The sequence below is a fragment of the Sphaerisporangium album genome (assembly GCF_003323745.1).
Taxonomy (GTDB): Bacteria; Actinomycetota; Actinomycetes; order Streptosporangiales; family Streptosporangiaceae; genus Sphaerisporangium; species Sphaerisporangium album.
Genome location: NZ_QOIL01000015.1, coordinates 243152 through 267727 on the forward strand (window position 1 = coordinate 243152; position 24576 = coordinate 267727).

Annotated in this window: 22 protein-coding genes and 1 pseudogene; 16 read left to right on the forward strand and 7 right to left on the reverse strand. The window is 71.5% G+C overall.

Translation table 11 applies throughout. The annotated features are described in order from the left end of the window. Positions 1–2: 2 nt before the first annotated feature. The 3 genes from DQ384_RS25930 to DQ384_RS25940 all read left to right on the forward strand — a co-directional run bounded on the left by DQ384_RS25930 (position 3) and on the right by DQ384_RS25940 (position 2782). On the forward strand, positions 3–707 hold the full coding sequence (locus tag DQ384_RS25930) for a ComF family protein (protein ID WP_114031476.1): 705 nt from the start codon (positions 3–5) through the stop codon (positions 705–707). Between the two features lie 567 nt (positions 708–1274). Continuing rightward, complete coding sequence (gene hpf, locus DQ384_RS25935; protein ID WP_114031477.1) at positions 1275–1937, forward strand: ribosome hibernation-promoting factor, HPF/YfiA family; 663 nt, start codon at positions 1275–1277, stop codon at positions 1935–1937. 140 nt (positions 1938–2077) lie between these two features. Then, positions 2078–2782: a response regulator gene (locus tag DQ384_RS25940; RefSeq protein ID WP_114031478.1), complete on the forward strand. Its 705-nt coding sequence runs from the start codon at positions 2078–2080 to the stop codon at positions 2780–2782. An 86-nt stretch (positions 2783–2868) separates the two neighbouring features. Here the strand turns inward: DQ384_RS25940 and DQ384_RS25945 are convergent, their stop codons facing one another. Together DQ384_RS25945 and DQ384_RS25950 are read right to left on the reverse strand one after the other, a co-directional pair. Then, positions 2869–4122 carry a winged helix-turn-helix domain-containing protein gene (locus DQ384_RS25945; RefSeq protein WP_114031479.1) on the reverse strand — a complete coding sequence of 418 codons (1254 nt, stop codon included), beginning with the start codon at positions 4120–4122 and terminating at the stop codon, positions 2869–2871. 63 nt (positions 4123–4185) lie between these two features. Then, entirely contained in the window at positions 4186–4467 is a 282-nt protein-coding gene (locus tag DQ384_RS25950; protein ID WP_114031480.1) for an HGxxPAAW family protein, read from the reverse strand. 306 nt (positions 4468–4773) lie between these two features. Between DQ384_RS25950 and secA the strand changes: the two genes are divergently transcribed. Then, positions 4774–7575 carry a preprotein translocase subunit SecA gene (secA, locus tag DQ384_RS25955; protein WP_114031481.1) on the forward strand — a complete coding sequence of 934 codons (2802 nt, stop codon included), beginning with the start codon at positions 4774–4776 and terminating at the stop codon, positions 7573–7575. 89 nt (positions 7576–7664) lie between these two features. On the opposite strand, the gene DQ384_RS25960 is transcribed toward secA, so the two are convergent. The 3 genes from DQ384_RS25960 to DQ384_RS25970 all read right to left on the reverse strand — a co-directional run bounded on the left by DQ384_RS25960 (position 7665) and on the right by DQ384_RS25970 (position 10382). Further along, positions 7665–8165: an Rv3235 family protein gene (locus DQ384_RS25960; protein ID WP_114031520.1), complete on the reverse strand. Its 501-nt coding sequence runs from the start codon at positions 8163–8165 to the stop codon at positions 7665–7667. A 110-nt stretch (positions 8166–8275) separates the two neighbouring features. Next, positions 8276–9610, reverse strand: coding sequence for a PTS transporter subunit EIIC (locus tag DQ384_RS25965; RefSeq protein ID WP_114031482.1), 1335 nt, complete (start codon positions 9608–9610; stop codon positions 8276–8278). Positions 9611–9641: 31 nt separating this feature from the next. Then, on the reverse strand, positions 9642–10382 hold the full coding sequence (locus DQ384_RS25970; protein ID WP_245966782.1) for a GntR family transcriptional regulator: 741 nt from the start codon (positions 10380–10382) through the stop codon (positions 9642–9644). Positions 10383–10537: 155 nt separating this feature from the next. Here DQ384_RS25970 and DQ384_RS25975 point away from each other — a divergent pair, with 155 nt between their 5' ends. From DQ384_RS25975 to DQ384_RS26030, 12 genes are all read left to right on the forward strand, one after another. Further along, the gene (locus DQ384_RS25975) at positions 10538–11572 is read left to right on the forward strand and encodes an SIS domain-containing protein (protein WP_114031484.1); all 1035 of its coding nucleotides are present in this window, start codon (positions 10538–10540) and stop codon (positions 11570–11572) included. Positions 11573–11612: 40 nt separating this feature from the next. Beyond that, entirely contained in the window at positions 11613–11849 is a 237-nt protein-coding gene (locus DQ384_RS25980; RefSeq protein WP_114031485.1) for a PTS sugar transporter subunit IIB, read from the forward strand. An 84-nt stretch (positions 11850–11933) separates the two neighbouring features. Further along, the gene (locus DQ384_RS25985; RefSeq protein ID WP_114031486.1) at positions 11934–12383 is read left to right on the forward strand and encodes a PTS sugar transporter subunit IIA; all 450 of its coding nucleotides are present in this window, start codon (positions 11934–11936) and stop codon (positions 12381–12383) included. A gap of 112 nt (positions 12384–12495) precedes the next feature. Then, on the forward strand, positions 12496–13152 hold the full coding sequence (locus DQ384_RS25990) for an HAD family hydrolase (protein WP_245966783.1): 657 nt from the start codon (positions 12496–12498) through the stop codon (positions 13150–13152). Between the two features lie 60 nt (positions 13153–13212). Further along, positions 13213–13470, forward strand: a complete 258-nt coding sequence (locus tag DQ384_RS25995; RefSeq protein ID WP_114031488.1) for an HPr family phosphocarrier protein — start codon at positions 13213–13215, stop codon at positions 13468–13470. Between the two features lie 108 nt (positions 13471–13578). Beyond that, the gene (gene ptsP, locus DQ384_RS26000; RefSeq protein ID WP_114031489.1) at positions 13579–15255 is read left to right on the forward strand and encodes a phosphoenolpyruvate--protein phosphotransferase; all 1677 of its coding nucleotides are present in this window, start codon (positions 13579–13581) and stop codon (positions 15253–15255) included. A gap of 173 nt (positions 15256–15428) precedes the next feature. Further along, positions 15429–17171, forward strand: coding sequence for a glycoside hydrolase family 3 protein (locus tag DQ384_RS26005; protein WP_114031490.1), 1743 nt, complete (start codon positions 15429–15431; stop codon positions 17169–17171). A gap of 51 nt (positions 17172–17222) precedes the next feature. Next, complete coding sequence (locus DQ384_RS26010; RefSeq protein ID WP_114031491.1) at positions 17223–17873, forward strand: HAD family hydrolase; 651 nt, start codon at positions 17223–17225, stop codon at positions 17871–17873. A gap of 381 nt (positions 17874–18254) precedes the next feature. Then, positions 18255–18761 carry a DUF6912 family protein gene (locus DQ384_RS26015; protein WP_114031521.1) on the forward strand — a complete coding sequence of 169 codons (507 nt, stop codon included), beginning with the start codon at positions 18255–18257 and terminating at the stop codon, positions 18759–18761. Positions 18762–18877: 116 nt separating this feature from the next. Continuing rightward, a complete protein-coding gene (locus DQ384_RS26020; protein WP_114031492.1) occupies positions 18878–19519 on the forward strand; it encodes an HAD family hydrolase in 642 nt (213 codons plus the stop codon). 280 nt (positions 19520–19799) lie between these two features. Then, positions 19800–20507: an HAD family hydrolase gene (locus DQ384_RS26025; RefSeq protein ID WP_245966784.1), complete on the forward strand. Its 708-nt coding sequence runs from the start codon at positions 19800–19802 to the stop codon at positions 20505–20507. A 187-nt stretch (positions 20508–20694) separates the two neighbouring features. Further along, on the forward strand, positions 20695–22683 hold the full coding sequence (locus tag DQ384_RS26030) for an acetoacetate--CoA ligase (protein ID WP_114031493.1): 1989 nt from the start codon (positions 20695–20697) through the stop codon (positions 22681–22683). Between the two features lie 126 nt (positions 22684–22809). On the opposite strand, the gene DQ384_RS26035 is transcribed toward DQ384_RS26030, so the two are convergent. Both DQ384_RS26035 and DQ384_RS26040 read right to left on the reverse strand, forming a co-directional pair. Next, complete coding sequence (locus tag DQ384_RS26035; protein ID WP_220183129.1) at positions 22810–24399, reverse strand: FAD-binding oxidoreductase; 1590 nt, start codon at positions 24397–24399, stop codon at positions 22810–22812. Positions 24400–24458: 59 nt separating this feature from the next. Beyond that, positions 24459–24576 (reverse strand): annotated as a pseudogene (locus DQ384_RS26040) (IS5/IS1182 family transposase); the annotation flags it as partial.

Here is a 24576-nt window from a genome sequence, read left to right on the forward strand (position 1 = left end):
GAGTGCTGACCACCGTCCTCGACCTGATCCTTCCGCCGCGCTGCGCCGGGTGCGGCGGGGCGGGCGCCGTCCTGTGTCCCCCCTGTCTGGGGCGCATGCGCGCCGACCCGTTCCCCAGGCCGCCCGGCTCCTCGCCGCGCGGGCTGCCCGAGTGCTGGGCGGCCGCCCCGTACGAGGGCGTCCCGCGCCGGGTGATCCTCGCCTACAAGGAACGCGGCCGCACGGCCCTGCGGCCCGCGCTGGCCGCCTGCCTGGTCGCCACGCTCGTCGCCGCCGCGGGGACGCCCACGGCCCCGCTGCTGCTGGTCCCGGTGCCGAGCTCTCCGCGCGCCGTGCGGCGGCGCGGGCACGATCCCGTCGGGCGGCTGGCCGCGCTCGCCGCGCGCCGGCTGCGGGCGCGGGGCTGCCCGGTCGTGGCCGCCCCCGTGCTCAGGCACCGGCGGCACGTGCGCGACCAGGCGGGCCTGAGCGCGTCCGAGCGCGCCGGAAATCTCGCGGGAGCCTTCGAGGTCGCGGGGCCCGGTACCTGGCGCGCCATGGCGTCCACCGCCGCGCGCGGGCGGCTCTCGGCGCGCCCGGTGGCGGTGCTCGTGGACGACATCGTGACGACGGGGGCGACGCTCGCCGAGGCGGCGGGCGCGCTGCGCGCCGAGGGCGTCGCGGTCCCCCTCGCGGTGGCGCTCGCGGCGACCCGGCGGCATTTGTGACACGCCCGACACGCCCGGCGACATCAGACTGAAAAAGATTACGAACAGTAATGAAATCACCAAAACGCTCGGCTGCCCCCGGGGACACATGTCCGTACCGGGGAGTGTGAAAGGTGCAGCTCACGGGACACAGGAAGGCCGTCGGCGCCGAGCACGAGCACGGCCAACGTGGGGTCTGCTCCAGGGCTCGGATCCTCAAGGAAATCACTCAATGTGATCCTTTGGGCGCTCCCGCGGCTGACATTCGGCCCGGCAGCGACTAGCGTCTGAGCATGGCACCCGTTCGGGTCCGTGGTTGCGCCGGACCGACCCCCGCAGAGGGGCCGGCCCGGCTAGCCGATGCCAGCCGCAGGCGAAACGGCCCACGTAAGGCGACTCTTTGTCGACCGATCACGGTGCGGCTTAGAGGTAAGTCCTGCCTTCCCGGAGGTCCAGATGTCCTCCGTCAGAAGAGAAGGGCAGTAGTGGCACAGAGCCGCGAGACCCTCAGCAGGCGGATGTGGGGACGAAGACCAGGTCGGCCGGACGGGTGCCCTCCTCGCAGTCGATACGAAGGGGGGCCTTTGAGTGGACATCATCGTCAAGGGACGGCACACCAGTGTGAGTGACCGGTTCCGCGATCACGTGACGACCAAGCTGGCCAGGATCGAACGACTGGACAACAAGCTCATACGCGTCGATGTGGAGGTGTCCAAGGAAGCGAACGTGCGGGCGACGGAAGACCGGGAGCGGGTCGAGCTGACCATCCACTCCAAGGGTCCGGCGATCCGTGCCGAGGCGTCGGCCGACGACCGCTTCGCGGCGCTCGACATCGCCCTCGGCAAACTCGAAGGACGGCTCCGGCGCATCGCCGACCGGCGGAAGGTCCACCACGGCAACCATTGCCCCCCATCGGTGGCCGCCCTCACCTCCGCCCTGGCGGACACCTACGAGCCCCTGCCCGAACCGCTTCCCGCCGAGCCCCAGGCCCAGGAGAAGGCCGGCCGCGCCCCGCGCGACTCCGGCTTCGAAGAACCCATCGTGCCGATCGAGATGGACGGCGACGGCCCCCTCGTCGTCCGCGAGAAGTTCCACAACGCCGACCCGATGACCATCGACCAGGCACTGCTGGAGATGGAACTCGTCGGCCATGATTTCTACCTGTTCAGAGACAAGGAATCCGGGCATCCCAGCGTCGTGTACCGACGTGTCGGGTACGCGTACGGAGTGTTGCGGCTCGTAGAACAGTAACCGCGGCGTTCGAAGATCCTCTCGACCAACCCCGCGACCCGGAAACCCATGTAATGATGGCGGTTCCGACGGGTCGCGGGAGCGTCGTGCGGTAGGGATCGACCTACCCGGCGCGATCAGGCTCCCCACGAGGAGGAGGCGTGACGCAGACCGACGAAACGGCCGGCCGCTCCGGGCGTGACGAGCCGATCCGCGTGCTGATCGTTGACGATCACGCGCTGATCCGGCGGAGCCTGGAACTGGCGCTGGCCGCGGAGCCGGACATCGATGTGGTCGGCGAGGCGAGCGATGGTCAGGAGGCGGTCGAGATCGCCGACCGCCTCCTGCCCGACGTGGTCCTCATGGACGTCCGCATGCCCCGTCAGGGGGGCATAGAGGCGACCCGGGTGATCAAGGCCTCGGTCCCGAGCGCGCGGATCATCATGCTGACCGTCAGCGACGAGGAAGAAGACCTCTTCGAGGCGATCAAGGCCGGGGCCACGGGCTACCTGCTGAAGGACGTCCAGATCGACGAGGTCCCCGACGCCGTGCGCGGCGTGCACGAAGGACAGTCACTGATCAACCCGGCGATGGCGGCGAAGCTCATCAGCGAGTTCGCCAACATGAGCCGCAAGGAGGCCGAGCGGCCGCCGCAGCTCCCCGTCCCCAGGCTCACCGAGCGCGAGATGGAGGTGCTCCGCCTGGTCGCCAAGGGCATGAACAACCGCGAGATCGCCAAGGAGCTCTTCATCTCCGAGAACACGGTGAAGAACCACGTCCGCAACATCCTGGAGAAGCTCCAACTCCACTCCCGCATGGAAGCCGTGGTCTACGCCGTGCGGGAGCGCCTGCTCGAAATAACCTGAGCGGTCGTCCGTGCTGATGGCCCTCTGTTCGTTCGCGCGGGGCTTGTGCGCCCTTCAGGCGCCCAAGCCCACGGCGGGGAGTCACTTCAGCTTTCGCGCAGAGCCGCCTGGAGCGGGAGAGCCAGCTCGGGCGCGCTGACGCGGTCCACGCGGACGGTGTCGCAGCCGACCCACGTCGCGGCCTCGTGCAGAGCCTGGCTCATGGCCTCGACCGCGGCCGCGGGGACGCGGCCGGTCGGGCCCGGCTCGAAGGCGACGTGGCGGGCGACGAACGTCGTGCCCTCGCGGGCGGGGTCGACGCGGCCGATCAGGCGGCCGCCGGCGAGCACCGGCATCGTGAAGTAGCCGTGCACCCGCTTGTCCTTCGGGACGTACGCCTCCAGGCGGTGGGTGAAGCCGAACACCCGCTCGGTGCGGGCCCGGTCCCACACCAGGGAGTCGAAGGGCGACAGCGGGGTCGTGCGGTGGCGGCCCTTCGGCGCGGACTCCAGCGCCAGGGGATCGGCCCACGCGTTGGCGACCGCCCGCCCCGCGGCCGCCCCGGTCCCGGCCCGGCGCGCGGCGGCCCACCCGGAGACGCGGACGGGGACGAGCCCGGCGGACCCGTCCAGCAGCGCGTCGTCGAGCATGGTCGCGTACACGCCCTTGAGCCGCAGGAAGTCGACGATGTCGGCGCGGGTGGCCACCCCGAGGGCCGCCCCGGCGACGCGCGCCAGCCGCACGACGCACTCGGCGTCGGTCAGCTCCTGTCCCAGAAGGGCGGCCGGGACGACGCGGTCGGCGACGTCGTACACCCGCCGCCAGCCGACGCGGCGCGTGCACACCACCTCGCCGATGTCGAGCAGGAACTCGACCGCGATCTTGACATCGGACCAGTCCCACCACGGGCCGCCGTTCTTGGCGCCGCCGAGCTCGGTGGTCGTGAGGGGACCCTCGTCTCGCACCTGCTGGAGCACCTTGTCGATGGTGGGCGGCACCTCGTGCCAGCGGAACCGCCGGTCGCGGTAGGCGCGGCGGCGGAAGGCGTACAGCGGCCAGTGGTCGATCGGCAGGACGCAGGCGGCGTGGCACCAGTACTCGAACGCCGACGCCGGGTCGTGCCAGTAGGCCCGCTCCACCTTGGCCCTGCCCACCGCCCCGAGCCGCGCGTAGGCGACCAGCTCGTGCGAGCGGGCGAGCACCGAGATGGTGTCGAGCTGGACGGCCGCCAGGCGCCGCAGCATCGCGCCCACCCCGCCCCGCCGCGAGTCGGCGCCGAGGAACCCCTGGGCGCGCAGGATGAGGCGGCGGGCGTCGTCGGCGGAGAGCTCTGTCACGGGAGCGGGGAGACCACTGGGCATGGACCGATGGTAGAGCCTGCCACCGACAAAGCCCCTATGAAGGTGTTCTGTGCCTGGGGCGAATCAGGCGCCGTGCCTCTCGAAGGGGGAGTGGTGCTCCTGGACGGCGATCTCGCGGGGGGCGTCCTCGATGACGTCCGAGAAGATGTCGAAGATGAGGGCGAGGATGCCGCCGACCACGACGATGCCGCCGCCGAGCCAGAACAGGAACCAGTTCGGGCCGAGGCACAGGGCCACCCCGCCGATGGTGAACCCCAGAAGGATCACGGTGACGGCCAGCCATGAGGTCGGACGCCCCGCGTGGGACTGCCCGCCGTGTGCCGGCGCCGGTGCGCTCTCGGCCATCCTGACTCCTCGATCTCGTTCGACTCGCGTGACGTCGGGAGGGGGCGCGCCACGTGGCAAAGATTCCCTCCCCTTACCGTCGCACGATATACAACGTCACCACCGGTCGCCGCAGGCCGTACCGGTGTAACCCGTGTAAACGGTCCGGCAGGGGGGAAGCCGGGAACTCCGGCGGCCCCGACAGCGTCATTGACGGTGGCTGTGTGCGGTGGTGAAACCGCCTACCATGGTTACGGGGAACTCTGTTACGTCCTCATGTCCCGGCCGCCGGGCCGCGGTACAGACCTGCGAGGAGCTTTACAAAAAGTGCCAGCCATTTTCGACAAGATCCTTCGCGCCGGTGAGGGCAAGGTTCTGCGCAAGCTGAAGCGGATCTCCGAGCAGGTCAACTCCATCGAGGCCGACTTCAAGAGTTTGAGCGACGCAGAGCTGAGGGCGCTGACCGACGAGTACAAGCAGCGTCACGCCGACGGCGAATCCCTCGACGATCTGCTTCCCGAAGCCTTCGCCACCGTCCGCGAGGCGGCCAGCCGCGTCCTCGGCCAGCGCCACTTCGACGTTCAGATCATGGGCGGCGCAGCCCTGCACCTCGGCAACATCGCCGAGATGCGCACCGGTGAGGGCAAGACCCTGACCTGTACGCTGCCGGCCTACCTCAACGCCATCTCCGGCAAGGGCGTCCACGTCATCACCGTCAACGACTACCTCGCCAAGCGCGACGCCGAGACGATGGGCCGCATCCACCGCTTCCTGGGCCTGGAGGTCGGCGTCATCCTGGCGAACATGCCGTCCGACGAGCGCCGCCGCCAGTACAACGCGGACATCACCTACGGCACCAACAACGAGTTCGGCTTCGACTACCTGCGCGACAACATGGCGTGGTCGCTCGAAGAGTGCGTCCAGCGCGGCCACAACTTCGGCATCGTGGACGAGGTCGACTCCATCCTGATCGACGAGGCCCGCACGCCGCTGATCATCTCCGGCCCCGGCGAGCAGTCCGGCAAGTGGTACCAGGAGTTCGCCAAGATCGTCCCCCGCCTCCGCCGCGGCGTCGAGGGCAAGGACGGCGAAGAGAGCACCGGCGACTACATCGTCGACGAGAAGAAGCGCACGGTCGGCGTCCTGGAGGCCGGTGTCGAGAAGGTCGAGGACTGGCTCGGCATCGACAACCTGTACAAGCCGGAGCACACCCACCTCGTCGGCTTCCTGAACAACGCCATCAAGGCGAAAGAGCTGTACAAGAAGGACAAGGACTACATCGTCGTCGACGGCGAGGTCCTGATCGTCGACGAGTTCACGGGCCGCGTGCTCCACGGCCGCCGCTACAACGAGGGCATGCACCAGGCCATCGAGGCCAAGGAGTCCGTGAAGATCAAGGACGAGAACCAGACCCTCGCCACGATCACGCTGCAGAACTACTTCCGCCTCTACGCCAAGCTCGCCGGCATGACCGGTACGGCGGCCACCGAGGCGAACGAGTTCCACCAGACCTACAAGCTCGGCGTCATCCCGATCCCGACGAACCGGCCCATGATCCGCCGCGACCAGGCCGACGTCGTCTACAAGAGCGAGGACGCCAAGTTCGCGGCCTGCGTGGCCGACATCAAGGAGCGCTACGAGAAGGGCCAGCCGGTCCTGGTCGGCACCACCTCGGTCGAGAAGTCCGAGAAGCTCTCCAAGATGCTCAAGCGCGTGGGCGTCCAGCACGAGGTCCTGAACGCCAAGAACCACGCCCGTGAGGCCGCGATCGTCGCCGAGGCGGGCCGCAAGCACGCCGTCACGGTCGCGACGAACATGGCCGGTCGAGGCACCGACATCATGCTCGGCGGCAACTCCGAGTTCCGCGCCGACCTGGAGCTTCAGCAGCGCGGCCTGTCCCCGTCCGAGACCCCCGACGAGTACGAGAAGGCGTGGGCCGAGGCGCTCGAGAAGGCCAGGGAGGCCGTCAAGGCCGAGCACGAGGAGGTCGTCGAGCTCGGCGGCCTCTACGTTCTCGGCACCGAGCGCCACGAGTCCCGCCGCATCGACAACCAGCTCCGCGGTCGTTCCGGCCGTCAGGGCGACCCGGGCGAGTCGCGTTTCTACCTGTCCCTCGAGGACGACCTGATGCGGCTGTTCAACGCCGCCCGCGTCGAGATGATCATGACGCGGCTGAACATCCCCGAGGACGTGCCGATCGAGTCCGGCATCGTCTCCAAGGCCATCGCCTCGGCCCAGCACCAGGTCGAGCAGCAGAACTTCGAGATCCGCAAGAACGTCCTCAAGTACGACGAGGTCATGAACCGCCAGCGCAAGGTGATCTACGCCGAGCGCCACCGCGTTCTGGAGGGCGCCGACCTGCACGAGCAGGTCAGCACCTTCGTCACCGACGTCGTCGAGGGGTACGTCCAGGCGGCCACCTCCGAGGGCTTCGCCGAAGAGTGGGACCTGGACAAGCTGTGGAAGGCGTTCCAGCAGCTCTACCCGATCACCGGCACGGTCGAGGAGCTCATCGAGAGCGAGGCCGGCGGCGAGCGCGAGAACCTCACGCCGCAGCTCATCACCGACTGGGTCAAGGCCGACGCCCTCGCCGCGTACGCCAAGCGCGAGGAGACGCTCGGCTCCGACACCATGCGCGAGCTGGAGCGCCGGGTCATCCTGTCGGTGCTCGACCGCAAGTGGCGCGAGCACCTGTACGAGATGGACTACCTGCAGGAGGGCATCGCCCTGCGGGCCTACGCCCAGCGCGACCCGCTGATCGAGTACCAGCGCGAGGGCTTCGACATGTTCACCGCGATGCTCGACGGCATCAAGGAGGAGTCGGTCGGCTACCTGTTCAACCTTGAGGTCGAGGTGCAGGACAACCCGATCGTCGAAGAGGTGCCGCAGGACGCCGGGGTCAGCGAGACCGAGGCGATCATCTCCAAGGCGCTGCGCCGCCCGCAGCGTCCCACCGAGATGATCTACAGCGCGCCGGGCGAGAGCGGCGAGGTCGAGCAGACCCGCGTGCGCACCACCGCCGAGGAGCGCGCGGCCTACGGCAACGTCGAGCGCAACGCGCCGTGCCCCTGTGGCTCGGGCAAGAAGTACAAGCGCTGCCACGGCGACCCGAAGCACGTCAGCGCCTGACCGTCCCATCCCTCGACCGCCGCGCCGGCGGCCGAGGGCCCGGATCACCCGGCCCCGTGACCCGCACAGGTCACGGGGCCGTTCCACGTTCAGGCCGTCTCGAAGTCCGTGCACAGCCACTGGACGCCCCGGCGTTCGACCCGCAGCGCCAGCACGCGACTTCGCTCGCCGCAGCGGACGAGCATGCAGGCCTCGACCACGCCGTCGCACGGCCGGTGCACGTGCGGGGTGCCCGCCACCGGCGGCCGTCTGGTGTCGATCATGCGTCCGGCCCGCACCAGCTCGGCGTACGCCCGGCCGGTCAGGCGGTCGGCCACGCCGCCCGGCGGACGCCGCCCCGCCAGCACCTCGGCGAGGGCCTGGCCGAGGCCGCGCAGCCCGCGCTCGTCGGGCGAGGCGCCGCTCCGGGCGGCGAGCGCGACGGGGCGTGTCTCGGGCGGCGGCCCGTCGCAGGCGACGGCCGGCGAGCCCTGCGGGGGAACGGGGGCCGTCGGCGGCGAGCCGGGGCGGCGCTCCTCGTCGTACGGAGGGTCGGCCGGGGGGACGGTACGCAGCGCGGGGAGCGTGATGGGGCGGGAGAGACGGGACATCGCGGGCACTCCGGAGTCGTCGGCGAATCGGGACGACACTAAGGAGCACCCGCCCGGCCGGGCTGATGCGCGTTGTCACGGACCGGTCACGCGGACCGCGTCCGGGCGCGTCACGAGCCGCGGCCGCCGGGGGGAGCGGCGGGCTCGCCGGAGTCCGGGTCCGGCTCGGGCTCCCGCCCGGGGGTGAAGATGTCCAGCCGTTTGATCAGGAAGCTGAACACCACGTAGTACACCACCGCGTAGATCAGGCCGAGCAGCATGATCTGCCAGAACTTGTCGGTGTTGGACTTGGTGGCGTTCAGCGCCGCGTCGATGGCGCCGGCGGAGAAGTTGAACCCCAGGTGCCCGTCCATGGCCGCGACCAGGGCCATCGAAAGGCCGGTGAGCAGGGCGTGGATGACGAACAGCAGCGGCGCGACGAAGATGAACGCGAACTCGATCGGCTCGGTGACCCCGGTCACGAACGCCACGAGCGCCGCCGAGATCATGATGCCGCCCACGGCGCGGCGGCGGTGGGGCGGGGCGGCCCGCCAGATGGCGATGGCGGCGGCGGGCAGGCCGAACATGATGACGGGGAAGAACCCGGCCATGAACTCGCCGGATCCGGGATCGCCCTGGAGGTAGCAGGTCAGGTCGCCCGCGAACTGCCGGCCCGCGACCGTGCAGTCCGGCACCTGGAACCACACGATCGAGTTGAGGAAGTGGTGCAGGCCGAGGGGGATGAGCAGCCGGTTGAAGAGGCCGTAGATGCCCGCGCCCGCGGTGGAGTGGTCGGCGAGCCAGCGTCCGAACCCGGTGATCCACTCGCCGACCGGCTGCCAGAGCAGGCCGAACACCACGCCGAGGATCAGCGCGGCGAAGGCCGTGACGATCGGGACGAACCGGCGCCCGCCGAAGAACGCCAGCCAGGTGGGCAGCTTGACGCGGTAGTAGCGCTGGTAGAGGACGGCCGCGACGAGCCCGATCACGATGCCGCCGAGCACGCCGGTCGGGTTGCCCGCCCCGAGGTTGAGCACCTGCGACGTCCTGCCGTCCGCGCCGACGACCGTCTGGGCCACGCGGGTGTGCACGGCGTAGCCGGAGGCGTCGAAGAACAGCAGCTTGGACACCCGGTCGAACACAAGGTAACCGACCAACGCGGCGAGGGCCGTCGACCCGTCGGAGCGCCGCGCGTACCCGACCGCCACGCCGATCGCGAAGAGCAGGGGGAGGTTCTCGAAGAGCGCCGCGCCCGCGCCGCCCACCACCTCGGCGATCTTGTCCAGCGCGGCGTTCTGGGTGCGTCCGAGGAGGTCGTCCTGGCCGAGCCGGAAGAGGAGGCCCGCCGCGGGGAGGGCGGCGATCGGCAGCATCAGCGAGCGGCCGATCCGCGACAGGATCGCCATGGCGCCGGATCTCGGGGGCGGGGGCGCGGGGAGGCCCGCATCGGTCGAGGCGGAGCTCATCGGCTTTCCTCCAGGTATGGGAAGGGAGGATTCAGCTACGCCGCGTCGGGATCTCCAGCACCGTGCGGAGCTGGTACCGGTCGGCGCGATAGGTCGACACCCCGAACTCGACGCAGACGCCGCCCGAGAACGACCGCCGCTGGAGCAGCAGCACGGCCCCGCCCCGGGGGAGCTTGAGCAGGTCGGCGTCGCCCGGATCGGCGATGCCCCCGTCGATGGTCAGCTCTCCGGCGTCCAGCACGACCCCGTGGCGCGTCTCAAGGAGCGCGTAGAGGGACCGGCCGGACAGGTCGAACGATGCCAGATCCGGCGCGAAAGATACAGGGATGTGCGCCCGTTCGATGCACAGCGGCTCCCCGTCGGCCGTCCGCAGGCGCTCGATGAAGTGGACCGCCTCGCCCGGCTGTATGCCGAGTTCGCGCGCGAGGTGCGCGCTGGCCCGGACCACCCGCCGGTCCAGGTCGCGCGAGCCGGGCTCCATGCCGCGCGCCCGCATGTCGTCGCTGAAGGACGTGAGCCGTAGCGCCATCTCGATCTTCGGACGGGCCACGAACGTGCCCTTGCCCGCGACGCGGTGGAGCCGCCCCTCGGAGACGAGGTGGTCGACCGCCTGGCGTACAGTCATGCGCGACAGGCCGAAGCGCTGGCACAGCTCCCGCTCGGAGGGGATCGCCGCCCCGATGGAAAGCTCGTTGCTCTCGATGAGGTCGAGGAGGATCTCGCGAAGCTGGAAGTACTTCGGCACGGGGCTGTCGGGGTCGATCTGGGCCACTATCTCTCCTCTCGATCTCAACGTCGGCATACGTTAAAGTTTGTACTGGTCTAGTCCGGACTAGACCACAAGCCAGAAATAAGTGTCAACGTACGGACCGGCGACGGATCGATAACGGCCCGATCTCGCCCTCCGAAGCTGAAGGACGGGCACGGATGACGACCAAGATGCGCAGCGAGATAGCCGAGCAGCCGGCCGCCCTGCGAGCCACCCTCGACGCCCTGCTTCCCAGGGTCGACGAGGTCAAGGGCCTCGCCGGCGGCGCGCGGCAGCTCGTCTTCATCGCCAGGGGCACCTCCGACAACGCCGCCGTGTACGGCCGCTACCTGATCGAGGCGCACGCCGGACGGCTGTCCTCGCTCGCCGCCCCCTCCATCGCGACCACCTACAAGCGCAAGCTCGACCTCGGCGGCGTGCTCGCCGTCGCGCTGTCCCAGTCGGGCAGGACCGAGGAGATCGTCGAGACGCTGGCCTGGGCCAAGGACTGCGGCGCCTCCACCGTGGCGATCACCAACGGCGGCGAGGAGTCCCCGCTCGCCCAGGCCGCCGACCTGGCGCTGTGCACCGTCGCGGGCGAAGAGAAGGCCGTCCCCGCCACCAAGACCTACACCACCCAGCTCGCCGCCCTCGCCGTGCTGGCGCTCGGGCTCGGCGCCGACGTCGACGCCGACGACCTCCAGCGCGTGCCGGACGCCGTCGAGGCGCTCATCGCCGACCCCGGCGACCTGGACGCGGTCGTGGACGGGCTGGCCGAGGTCTCCGGCGTCGTCGTCTCCGGCCGGGGCATGGCCTTCTCGACCGCGCTGGAGACGGCCCTGAAGCTCAAGGAGGCCTGCTACCTGCACGCCATGGGCCTGTCGTACGCCGACCTGCTGCACGGGCCGATCGCCGTCGTGGACGAGAGCACTCCCGCGCTGCTGATCGCGGCCGGCGAGGGGCCGACATTGCAGGGCACGGTCGCGCTCGCGCGGCGGGTGACCGGCGCTGGAGCGTCCGCGTTCGGCGTCGGCGGCGGGGACGAGCTCGCCGCCGCCTCCACCGCGGCGCTCAACGGGCCCGCGCTGCCCGAGTGGGTGGCCCCCATGGGGTTGATCATCCCCGGCCAGCTCGTGACCGAGGCGCTCGCGCGCCGTCGCGGCATCGACCCGGACTCCCCGCGGGGCCTCAACAAGGTGACGCAGACCGATTAGCGTCACTAGCGTTGCCCCGGGCGTATCGAGGAGGTCCGAAATGGCGGCAGACGCGAGTGCGATCATCGCCGGGCTCGGGGGAGCCGACAACATCATCGACATCGAACCCTGCATCACGCGCCTGCGCACCGAGGTTCGCGACGCCTCCAAGGTCGACCACGCCGCCCTGCGGGCCGCGGGCGCCCACGGAGTGATGGCGGCGGGCAACGTCGTGCAGGTGGTGGTGGGCCCCGACGCGGACACCATCGCCTCCGACATCGACGATCTCATCGCCTGAGGGGGCGGCCTCTCGTCGGAGGCCGCCCGGACCGCCTGGAATCGCCTGAACCCCACCGCCGGGACGCCGGAAGGTGAACCTGCCATGACCACTGTCCTCGCCCCTGTGGCGGGTCGTGTCGTGGGGCTTGCCGCCGTGCCCGATCCGGTGTTCGCCGAAGGCCTGGTCGGGCTCGGCACCGCCATCGACCCGGCCAGGGAGCCGGGCACGGCGGTCGCCCCGATCGACGGCACGATCGTCAAGCTCCACCCGCACGCCTACGTGATCGTGGGCGACGACGGCCGGGGAGTGCTGGTGCACCTCGGCATCGACACGGTGGAGCTGCGGGGCGAGGGGTTCCGCGTCCTGGCCGCGGAGGGGGAGCGGGTGCGCGCCGGGCGGCCCGTCGTCGCCTGGGATCCCGCCCTGGTCGAGGCGGGCGGCAGGTCCCCGATGTGCCCGGTGGTGGCCCTGGACGCCCTGCCGGGCACCGTCGGCGCCCTCGTCCCCTCCGGGGCCGTCCGGGCGGGTGACGGGCTCTTCCTGTGGCACTGAGGCCCTGGGAGCGGTGCTCCGCCGGGGCCGGGGAAATCCCGGGAGCTCCGGACATGTTGGATGGGCAGACAGTGGAGCGTTGAAAACTGGACCAAAGGGGAGTGACGGGCGGGTGGGAGCGAAGGCCGCGTTGTTCGACCTGGACGGCACCTTGATCGACAGTGAGCGCCGGAGTCTGGTGCTGTGGGGCCTTCTGCTGACCAACCACGGAGTGGACCACGACGAGACCCTGCTCAGGGAGTTCATGGGCCGCAGGGGGCCCGACGTGCTCGCCGAGAAGGCCACGCTCTTCCCCGGCAGGCGCGTCGAGGACCTGCTGGCCGAGCTGATCTCCTACCTGGACCGGCCGGGGCTTCCCGAGATCAGCCCGGTGCCGGGCGCCGCCGACCTGATCCGGCGGATCGACGGCCACGGCCTGCCCGTGGTGCTCGTCACCTCGGCGCACCGGTGGTGGGCCGAGAGCTGCCTGGAGCTCGTCGGGGTCGGCGACGTGGTCCGGACCATCGTCTCCGCCGAGGACGTCACGGTCGGGAAGCCGGATCCGTCCGGTTTTCTCCTGGGCGCCCGCGCCGCGGGCGTCCGTCCGGGGGAGTGCGTGGCCTTCGAGGATTCGCTGGCGGGGATCGCGGCGGCCAAGGCGGCGGGTATGACCTGTGTCGGGGTCGCCACGACGCACCACGCGAGCGAGCTGTCCGCGGCCGATCTCGTGGTGTCCGACCTGGCGGGGGTGGACTGGCCGCTACCGCTGTACGGCGATTTCCCGGTATAACCCGCTGTCCGTAGCCCAATTTCGAGCGGGTGGTCTGGACCGCCCCGCCAAGGAGGAATCGTGCCCGAGCGCAAGGTCATCGTGGAGTCGCAGGTGGGGCTGCACGCCCGGCCCGCCGCGACGTTCGTGCAGACCGCCGCCAAGGCCCCCATCGACGTCACCGTCGCCAAACCGGGCGGCTCGCCGGTGAGCGCCAAGAGCATCCTGTCCATTTTGGCGCTCGACGTCCGGCATGGGGAGGCGATCGTGATCCACGCCGAGGGGGAGGGCGCCGACCGGCTCCTGGACGAGCTGGTCGCCATCGTCTCGGCCCCCTGAGACCCCGCCGTCGGTGCGCCCGGCCGTGTCTGAGACCGTGTGCTGCGACCGTCCGGCGAAGACGGTCTTCTGGTTCTTCCGAGAGTTCTTGAAAGTGCGGTCAGGGTGATGGAAAGGCTGACGGGAGCGGGGGTCAGCCCCGGCGCCGGGTACGGGCCCGCGTACGTCATGGGCGGCGCCGTGCCGGAACCCGCCGCCGGGTCGCGGCACGACGACGACCCGGTGGGGGAGACGGCGCGGGCCGAGGCCGCCGTCGAGCGGGTCGCGGTCGAGCTGGAGGCCAGGGGCGAGGCCGTGGGCGGCGACGCGCAGGACGTGCTCGCGACGCAGGCCATGATCGCCCGGGATCCGGCGCTCTCCGCCGACGTGGCCGCGCTGATCGACGCCGGGACGTCCGCCGAGCGCGCCGTGTACGAGGCCTTCATGCGTTATCGGGATGTCCTGTCCGAGATCGGCGGGTACCTCGGCGGGCGGGTCACGGACCTGGACGACATCCGCGACCGCGTGATCGCTGAGTTGACCGGCGTGCCCATGCCCGGCCTGCCCTCCGGCGACCCGTCCGAGCCGTACGTGCTGGTCGCCCGCGACCTCGCGCCCGCCGACACCGCCCTGCTGTCCCCCGAGATCGTCGCCGCGTTCGTGACCGAGGCGGGCGGCCCCACCAGCCACACCGCGATCCTGGCCCGCGCCATGGGCGTGCCCGCCGTGGTCGCCTGCGCGGGCGCGGGCACGATCGTCAACGGCACGTACGTGCTGGTCGACGGCACCACCGGGATGGTCGGCCTCGTCCCCTCCGAGGAGGAGGTCGCGGCGACCCTCCACGTGGCCAAGGAGCGCGAGGCCATCCTCGCCGCCTCCTCCGGCGGCCCCGGCGCCACGTCCGACGGGCGCCCCGTCGCCCTGCTGGCCAACATCGGCGGGCCGCGCGACATGCGGGCCGCGCTGCGGTACGGCGCCGAGGGCGTCGGGCTCTACCGCACCGAGTTCCTGTTCCTGGACCGCGAGGACGCGCCGTCCGAAGAGGAGCAGATGGCCGCGTACCGGGAGGTCCTGACGGCCTTCCCGGGCGCTCCGGTGACCGTGCGCGTCCTGGACGCGGGGGCCGACAAGCCGCTGGGCTTCCTGCCCGCGCCGGGGCACGAGCCCAACCCGGCCCTCGGCGAGCGCGGGCTGCGCATCCTGCGGGCCTACCCCGACGTCATGATGGGCCAGTTGCGCGCCCTGGCCCGGGCCGCCGAGGGCACCTCGGCGCGGCTGCACGTCATGGCCCCCATGGTCGCGGACGCGCAGGAGGCCGCCTGGTTCGCCGGGGCCTGCGAGGAGGCCGGGCTCACGTCCGCGGGCGTCATGATCGAGATCCCCGCCGCGGCGCTGCGGGCCGCCGAGCTGGCCTCGGTCGTGGACTTCTTCTCGGTCGGCACCAACGACCTCGCCCAGTACACCCTGGCCGCCGACCGTGAGGTCGGGGGGCTCACGCGGTTCCAGGACCCCTGGCAGCCCGTCCTGCTCGACCTGGTCGCCATGGCGGCCTCGGCGGGCGTGCCGTGCGGAGTCTGCGGGGAGGCGGGCTCGGACCCGGCGCTGGCGTGCGTGCTGGCCGGCCTCGGGGTGACGTCCCTCTCGATGGGCGCGCCCGCCCTGCCCTGGGCACGCGCGGCCCTCGCCCGCCACACCCTCGCCCAGTGCCAGGCCGCCGCCACCGCCGCCCGCGCCGCCCGCAGCGCTGAAGACGCCCGCGCCGCCGCCCGCGCCCACCTCCCCGGCCTGGCCCAGCTCTCCGTCTGACGGCACGCGGCTCGCTGTCGGGCGTTTCGCGCGGACCCGAGGTTCGGGCAGATCCGACCCTCTCGATTCGCTCACGTGTTCGCACTGAGCGAACTGGTGATTGGCGGAGGTATGTGGGCTCGTAGGTCAAATGCCGGGAGCGGTTAGGTCAAGGCGCGGATACGGTTGACGGCATGGCTGGACCTCTGCGCCTGGTTGCGCTCCTGGTGATCGCGATGGTGACGGCCGCGTGCGCCGGCGCCGGCCCGCAGGCGTCCTCGCCGCCCTCCACCACCGCTCCTCCTTCGTCGCCCGCCGGCACCCCGCCCGCGAGCCCGTCCCCGGACGCGCCCCCGGCTTCGAGCGCGGCCCCGAGCCCGGCTGTGTCGTCCGCGCTGGCCGCGATGAGCGTCGAGGACAAGGTTGGGCAGTTGTTCATGCCCGTCCTGTACGGCTCGCGCGCGAACGGCGCCGGGGCCGAGAACAAGGCCCGGTTCGGCGTCGGCAGCCCCGCCGAGGTCGTCGAGAGATACCGCCCCGGCGGGGTGATCCTCTTCCCGTGGGCGGGCAACGTCGAGGACGTCCCGCAGGTGGTCGGGCTCACCAACGGCCTGCAGAAGGCGTCGAAGATCCCCCTGATCATCGGCGCCGACCAGGAGAACGGCGTCGTCTCACGGCTGAGCCCGCTGGTCACCGACGTGCCGGGCAGCATGGCCATCGGCGCGACCCGCGACCCGGCCTCCGCGCGCGCCGCCGCCCGGGTGACCGGCGAAGAGCTGCGCGCGGTCGGCATCAACGTGGACTTCGCGCCGGTCGCCGACGTCAACGTCAACCCCGCGAACCCGGTGATCGGGGCGCGGTCGTACGGCTCCGATCCCGGGCGGGTGGCCGAAATGGTCGGCGCCGCAGTGGAGGGTTTCCACGACGCCGGGGTCGGCGCGGCCGCCAAGCACTTTCCCGGGCACGGCGACACCAAGGCCGACAGCCACACCGGCCTGCCGGTGATCCGCCACTCGCGGTCGCAGTGGCAGAAGCTGGACGCGCCGCCGTTCGAGGAGGCCGCGCGGCGCGGCGTCGACATCGTCATGTCCGCGCACGTCGTGATGCCGGAGCTCGACCCCTCGGGCGATCCGGCCACGCTGTCCAAGCCCATCCTCACCGGCCTGCTGCGCGACGAGATCGGCTATGACGGCGTGGTGTGCACCGACGCGCTCGACATGGCCGCCGTGCGCGAGAAGTACGGCGACGCCGAGGTCGCCGTGCGGGCGATCCTCGCGGGGGTGGACCTGCTGCTCATGCCCCCCGATTTCCGTGCGGCGTACGGGGCGGTGTTGGCCGCGGTGAAGTCCGGCCGCATCCCGGCCGACCGCCTGGACCGGTCGGTGACCCGCCTGCTGGAGCTGAAGGAATCGCGCGGCATCCTGTCCGCCCCTGCGGCCGACGCGGAGAACGCCGCCGGCGTCCTGCGCTCCAAAAAGCACCGCGAGACCGTCCAGGGCATCGCCGACCGGTCGGTGACGCCGGTCAAGGGCGCCGACGGGCTCCCCGTGAAGGGTGACGTGCTGGTCACGGGCCCGGCGGGCAAGCGCCTGGCGAGCATGCTGGACGACGCGTCGGCCGCATCCACAGGGGACACCCCGACGGAGTCCGAGATCGCGCGCGCCCGGTCGGCCGCCGCCAGGGCCGACACCGTGATCGTCACCACCGAGGACGCCGGGCCCGCCCAGACCAAGTTGCTCGCTGCCATGGCGGGCACCGGCAAGACGGTCGTCGTGGTGTCCATGGGCGCGCCGTACGAGCTGAAGCGGTTACGCGGCTACGACACCGCGCTCGCGGTCTACTCGGACGGCGACGCCTCGCTGAGGGCCGCCGCCAAGGCCCTGAGCGGCGCGCTGACCCCCGAGGGAGTGCTTCCGGTGGGGCTGGACGACCGCTAGCGACATGGCGCGTCTTACTCTGAAAGGCCGAGCTGGACATAGGGAGCAGATGTGGTGAAAGGTGTGCTGATCGACTGGGGTGGGGTCCTCACCACGGGCCTCCACGAGGCGATCACCGAGTGGCTCACCGCCGACGGCATCGATGCGGCGCACTACCGCGACCTGATGCGCGACCTGGTCGCCCACGCGTACGAGGGCGGGGCCGACGGCGAGAATCCCATCCACGCGCTGGAGCGGGGGGAGGTCGACGCGGCGACGTTCGAGCGCGACCTCGCCGCCCGGCTGCTCACGCTGGACGGTGGGCCGCCGGTCGCCGAGGGGCTGCTCGCGCGGATGTTCGCGGGCTTCCGCCCGGTCGAGCCGATGTACGAGATGCTGCGCGCCGCCCGTGCCTCCGGGGTCGCCACCTGCCTCGTCTCCAACTCCTGGGGCGACCACTACCTCAGGGACGGGTGGGACGTCTGCTTCGACGCGGTCGTCATCTCGGGCGAGGTCGGCATGCGCAAGCCCGAGCCGCGCATCTTCCACCACGCCCTCGGCCTGGTGGGCCTGTCCCCGGGGGACTGCGTCTTCATCGACGACATCGAGGCCAACATCATCGCCGCCCGCGCCCTCGGCATGATCGGCTTACACCACCGCGACCCGGACGCCACCATCACAACCCTGGAAACCCTCAGCCGCCTGAAACTCAGACTCGACTGACGCGGCCACCACCCCCGGCCGCGACGTCCGCACGTCGCACCTCGCCCCATGGGCCGCACCCGTGCCGACCCACCGGTTCCGCGCGCAGAGTCACATACGGGGGTGCTGCCACATCCGTGGGCGGCCGGCCGGTCCCGCCGTGGTAGCCGCAATTGTCGTGGTGGGTCGGACGTACGGCAGCCGCCGAAGTGCGCTGATCGGTCGGTGCACTGGTGATCCGCTGGCACACTCTTAGGTGATCGGTCATTGGTGATCGGCGGCGTTCCTGCCGGGCCGGATTCCGGCGTCGTGGAGCTACACGCACCCGAGTCGGCCAGGCACGGGATGCGGTACGAGACCTCGCAAGATCGCAAACTCGCGAACAACGTGATTGAGGAACGCATGCGCGTCTACCTGCCATGCACGCTGCCGGCGCTCGCGCGGGCCGCCGCGGACGGGGAGGTCGGTCCGGCCCCGCTGACCGGCTACGCCGTCACCCCGGCCCTGATCGAGTGGTACGTCTCGGGCGACACCGAGGAACTCGAATACGTCGCCCTCACCGACGCCGCCCGGGCGTCCCTGCGCATGCTCGCCGCCGACCGCGCCGACGGCGTGGACGTCCCGGCCCGGCGCGTGGTGATCGCCGCCGAGGTCCCGGACGGCTCGGTGACGGTCGGCGTCGACCTCGAAGAACGCTCGCGCGTGCGTGTCCCCGCCCCCGTCCCCCTCGGCAAGGTCGCGGCCGTCCACGTCGACGACCCCCAGGCCGCCCCCGACATCGAAGCCGCCCTGATGGCCGTCTTCGCCGCCGACAACGGCGACGGCGACGCACAGTTCGACGTCGACGGCGCCGAAGCGCACGAACTCCTCTGGTACGCCACCCAGGAGATCCCCGACCTGCTCGCCTGACCCGTGCCGACGCGGACGCCGCCCTGAATCCGGAAGATCTGCGCGCCGAAGACCACGTTACGACCAGGAAAACCGCAGGAAGGGCGCCGAGGGCTTGGTTTATCCTTGACTCTGATATGAAGCACATAATCTGGGACTGGAACGGCACGCTCTTTCACGACATCGATGCCGTCGTCGGGGCCACCAACGAGGTGTTCAGGCCCTACGGCCTGGCCGCGTTCGACGCCGACGGCTTCCGCGCCGCGTACACCCGCCCGATCTGGGTCGCCTACGAGCGCATGCTCGGCCGCCCGCTGAACGAGGGCGAGTGGGAGCGGCTCGACGCCGCCTTTCACGACCACTACCACCGCCTGATGCTCACCTGCGCCCTCGCCGAGGACGCTCTGGGCTGCCTGCGCACGTGGACCGACTCCGGCCGCACGCAGTCGCTGCTGTCCATGTGGGCGCACGACCGGCTGGTGGCCAAGGCCGCCGAGCTCGGCATCGACGAGTTCTTCGCCCGCATCGACGGCCTGGGCAGCGCCACGTCTCCCGGCGGCGGCAAGGCGGAGCACATGGTGGCGCACATCGCCGCCCTGCGCATGGACCCGGCCGACATCCTCGTGGTCGGCGACAGCCTGGACGACGCCCACGCCGCCCAGCACGTCGGCGCCACGGCGGTCCTCTACACCGGCGGCATGACCAGCCGCGCCGACCTGACCGCCTCCGGCTTCCCGATCGTGGAATCCCTCAGCCACGTCCTGGACTACGCCGGGTAGCCCACCTCTTCCCCCTCCGCCCGGACGCGCCGAGCCCGCGACGTGGTGTGCCGTGTGTATCGCCGGTGCCCCTGCCCGGCCGCTCTCTGGAGCGTCTCGCGGGTTCGCCGGCCGGGGACCGGCTCACCGGGCGTCGCGAGTGCGGGCCTGGTTGTGTGGAAGGCCGGGATGGGTTGGTGGGCATGACGAGTTCGGCATCGGGTGGACCCGGGACGGCTGTGGTCGTCGTACCCTGAGCGCACACCTTTCGCGCGTTCGGAGGCCCCCCATTAACCGTCTCGTGCTGTGGAATGTCGACCTCACGCTGGTCGACGTGACCATCGTCACCCGTGAGGCATACGCGGACGCGTTCCGGCAGGTCACCGGGCGCCCGTTGGTGAAGCTCGCACCCGCGATGGGCCGCGCCGACTCGGAGATCATCTTTGAGACCCTCGCGATCAACGGCATCGTCACGAGCGACGAGCACCTGCCGAAGTTCATCGACGCGCTCGCGGGAGCCTTCTCCGGCCGGCGCAGGCGTCTGGACAAGGACGGCCGCGTCATGCCGGGCGCCAAGGAGGCACTCAAGGCCGTGTCCCGGCTGGAGGGCGTCGTCCAGTCCGTCCTCACCGGCACGATCAAGAGCAACGCCATCCACAAGCTGAGGGCCTTCGGTCTGGACGCGTTCGTCGACTTCGAGGTCGGTGGCTACGGCGAGGAGGTGTACCCCAAGGCCACCCTGCTGCAGGTCGCGCAGGGCCGGGTCAAGCGGATGTACGGCTTCACCTGCGACGGCTCCAACACCGTCCTCATCGGCGACTCGACGAGGGACGTCCAGACCGCACGCATCGCCGGCGCGTCCATGATCGCCGTAGCCTCCGGCCGCTCGACCGCGACCGAACTCCGGGAGGCCGGGGCGAACATAGTCCTCGAAGACCTGACGAACCCCTCCGAGGTGGTCGCCGCCGTGGCCCGCCTGACCACCCCGATGGACCGCAAGGCGGGCTGACCACCCTGACGGACGGACGCCGGCTGCTTCCCTTGGTGGTCCGCACAGTCGGGCTGACACGGGGCGGTTGCAGTGCCTCCGTCACCCTCGCGACAGGACATCATGGCTCGGACGCCAAGGGGCGCGCCGCCCCGATGTGTGGGCGTCCGGGATGGCGCGGGCCTGGGGGCGGGGGCAGGATGGGGCCATGGTTGAGGAAGGTGTACTGCTTTGGGAGCCGTCCCCGGAGGTGGTCCGGGACGCGAGGATCACCCGGTTCGCCGCGTGGCTGGGGCGCTCCGGGCAGGATTACGAGCGGCTGTGGCGCTGGTCCGTTGAGTCTCCCGAGGAGTTCTGGACGTCGGTCTGGGACTATTTCTCGGTCGAAGGCGAACGTGGTGACGGGCCCGTCATCAGTGGGACGATTCAGCATGCGGAATGGTTCGCGGGATCGACCCTGAACTACGCGCGCAACGCGCTGCGCGGCGACCCCGCCCGGCGCGCGGTGATCGCCCGGGACGAGACCGGCGCCCGGCGGGTGCTCACGTACGGCGAGCTGGCCGAGCGGGTCGCCCGGGCCCGGACGGGGCTCGCGCGGCTCGGCGTGGGGCGCGGCGACCGCGTGGCGGCCTACCTGCCGAACACCGCCGAGGCGCTGATCGCCTTCCTCGCGACGGCCAGCCTGGGCGCGATCTGGTCCTCCTGCTCGCCCGACTTCGGCGCCTCCAGCGTCACCGACCGCTTCACGCAGATCACCCCGAAGGTCCTGATCGCCGTCGACGGCTACACCTACAACGGCCGCCGCTTCGACCGCTCGTCCGTCGTCGCTGACATCGCCGCCAAGCTGCCGAGCCTGGCCGCGACCGTCCTGATCGGAACAGGAGCCGGTGCAGGAGCCGGTGCAGGAGCCGGTGCAGCGGGCGCGGTTGGCGCACCCGCCGCGGGCGGGGACGGCGAGGGCGCCGGGTCCTGGGACGGGCCGCCGGTCGAGTCGTGGGACCGGCTGTGCGCCGAGGCCGGGCCGCTGGAGTTCGAGCCGGTGCCGTTCGCCCACCCGCTCTGGGTGGTGTACTCCTCGGGCACCACCGGCCTCCCCAAGCCGATCGTCCACGGGCACGGCGGCATCGTCCTGGAGCACCTCAAGTCGCTCACCTTCCACCAGGACATCGGTGAGGGCGACGTGTTCCTCTGGTACACCACGACCGGCTGGATGATGTGGAACTACCTGGTCGGGGGCCTGCTCGTGGGCGCGACCATCGTGCTGTACGACGGCGCGGCCACGCACCCCGGCCCCGACGCGCTGTGGCGGCTGGCCGAGGAGGAGGGCGTCACCTACTTCGGCACCGGCGCGCCGTACATCATCGCCTCCATGCGCGCCGAGCTGCGTCCCACCGGACTGTCCCGGCTGCGCGGCGTCGGCTCCACCGGCTCGCCGCTGCCGCCCGAGGGCTTCGCCTGGCTGTACGACGTGCTGCCCGACGTGCAGCTCGGGTCGTTCTCCGGCGGCACGGACGTCTGCACGGGGTTCGTGGGCGCGGTGCCGGTGCTGCCCGTGCGGGCGGGCGTGATCCCGTGCCGCTGCCTCGGCGCCTCGGTGGAGTCCTACGACCCGGAGGGGCGTTCGGTGATCGGCGAGGTGGGCGAGCTGGTGATCACCAAGCCCATGCCGTCCATGCCGGTCATGTTCTGGAACGACCCCGACGGCGAGCGGTACCGCGAGAGCTACTACGCCGACTACCCGGGCGTGTGGCGGCACGGCGACTGGATCAAGATCCTCCCCGACGGCGGCTGCGTGATCTACGGCAGGTCCGACTCCACGCTCAACCGCGGCGGCGTCCGCATGGGGACGAGCGAGTTCTACCGCGTCGTCGAGCGGTTCCCGCAGATCGAGGACAGCCTGGTGATCGACACCGGGCAGCTCGGGCAGGAGGGCCGCCTGCTGCTGTACGTGACCATGGCCCCCGGCGAGACGCTCACCGACGAGCTCGCGGCCAAGCTGAAGGACGCGCTCAGGAGCGAGCTGTCCCCGCGTCACGTCCCGAACGAGATCCGTGAGGTTCCGGGCATTCCGCGCACGCTGAGCGGCAAGAAGCTGGAGGTGCCCGTCCGCAGGATCCTGCTCGGCACGCCGGTGGAGCAGGCCGCCAACGCGGGCGCCATGGCCAACCCCGAGGTGCTGAAGCACTTCCTGCCCTGACCCCCCTGAATGCTCCGACAGCCCTGAATGCTCCGACAGCCCAGAATGCTCCGACAGCCCTGAAGGTGATCTCGGGCGCCCCCGTCGGTCGCACGCGGCGGGGACGCCCGAGGGCGCGCGGGCCGGTCAGACGGCCTGGGGGAAGCGGAACAGCCGGTCCGGGTCGTAGGCCGCCTTGACCTGGGCCAGGCGGCCGGCGTTGGCGCCGTAGTACGCCTGACGCCAGCCCTTCAGCTCCGGGTCGATGTAGTTGACGTACGCGTGGGGGCCGAAGTGCGGCTCCATGGCGGTGCGCGCGGCCCGCAGCCAGGCCGCCGCCCCTGTCATGTGCGCGTAGTACTGCACGCTGAACAGCGCCTGCCGGTGGGGGAAGGCCGTCGCGTCCGGCCGCGGCCGTCCGACGGCACCGCCGAGGGCGTCCAGCAGCACGGCGTGGCGTCCCCCGGCGGCGATCTGGTCGACCAGCGCCTTGACGCCCGCCGCCGACAGCGGTCGGTACGCCAGGTGCGACTTGGCGCTGAACGAGTCGCGCGGGAAGAGGCCGTTCGGCGTGCGCCCCGGCAGGTCGCCCTGGCGGTGGCACTGCGACACCGTCCGCGAGGCGCAGCCACCCATCTCCATCATCGCCCGCAGGTACGGCGCCTGCCGGACCGCGCGCCCGGACGGGGCCCCGGCCGCGGCGGTGAACGGTTCGAGCAGCCGCTCGCACTCGCCGCGCGAGCCGACGTGGACCCCGGCCAGTTGCACGTCGAGGGTGGGGTCGTGGCTGAGGTGCAGGGTGGACCAGATCGCGTCCGGCGCGGACGGAGCCCACGCCTGCCAGGCGGTCACGACCTTGCGGGCGCGCGACCACGGCCAGCTCAGGTAGAAGACGGTGACGTCGCGCGCGGCGTGGGCGCGGAAGGTGAAGGACACCGCGACGCCGAAGTTGCCGCCCCCGCCGCCGCGCGAGGCCCAGTACAGGTCGGCGTCGTGGTTCGCGTCGCACGTCCGTAGCCGGCCGTCGGCCGTGACGATCTGCAACGATTCCAGCGCGTCGCAGGTGAGACCGTACTTCCTGCACACCACGCCGAGGCCGCCGCCGAGCGTGAGGCCCGCGATGCCGACCGTCGGGCACGACCCCGCCGGGATGCTCACGCCGTGCGCGGCCAGCCGGTCGTAGACGTCCACGAGCTGCGCGCCCGCGCCCACGACGGCGCGTCCCGCCGTGGCCCGCACCGTGTTCATGCGCGAGACGTCGATGACCAGACCGGTGCCGGTCGACCACCCCGCGTAGCTGTGGCCGCCCGAGCGGGAGGTCAGCGGGACGCGCATCCGCCGGGCGAAGGCCAGGCACTCGGCGACGTCGGAGGGGTTGGCGCAGTAGGCGACGGCGCTCGGCCGCACGGCGTCGAAGGACGGGTTGTAGAGGCGGCGGGCGGCGTCGTAGGACGCGTCGCCCGGCCGGATCAGCTTCCCGGCCAGGCCCCGGCCGAGGGCCTTCCAGTCGGACGGACCGGGGGCGGTCCGCGCCCCGGCGGCGGCCGTGCCGGTCGCCGTGCCGGTCGCCGTGCCGCTGGCCGCCGCGGTCCCGGACGGGGTTCGGGTCGTCCCGCCCGAGGCGGTGGCGGTGTGGCCGGGCGGGGTGGGACCTCCGCAGGCGCCCGCCGCGGCGGCCGCGGCGAGGGCGGAGACGCGCAGGAAGGCGCGCCGGTCGAGCTGGTCCCGGATGGTCACCGAACCCTCCAATAACGGTCATCGGCCGCGAAAGCCCGCGCCTGTTCAGTGAGCCTATTTCAGCGGGCTTCCCGGAGTTGTAGGACGAGGATTGCTTTGACGATCTGACCTGCGCGAAGTGGGCAGCAGCGGAGCTTTCGCAGGATGCGCCAGGCCTTCAACTGGGCGTTCGCGCGT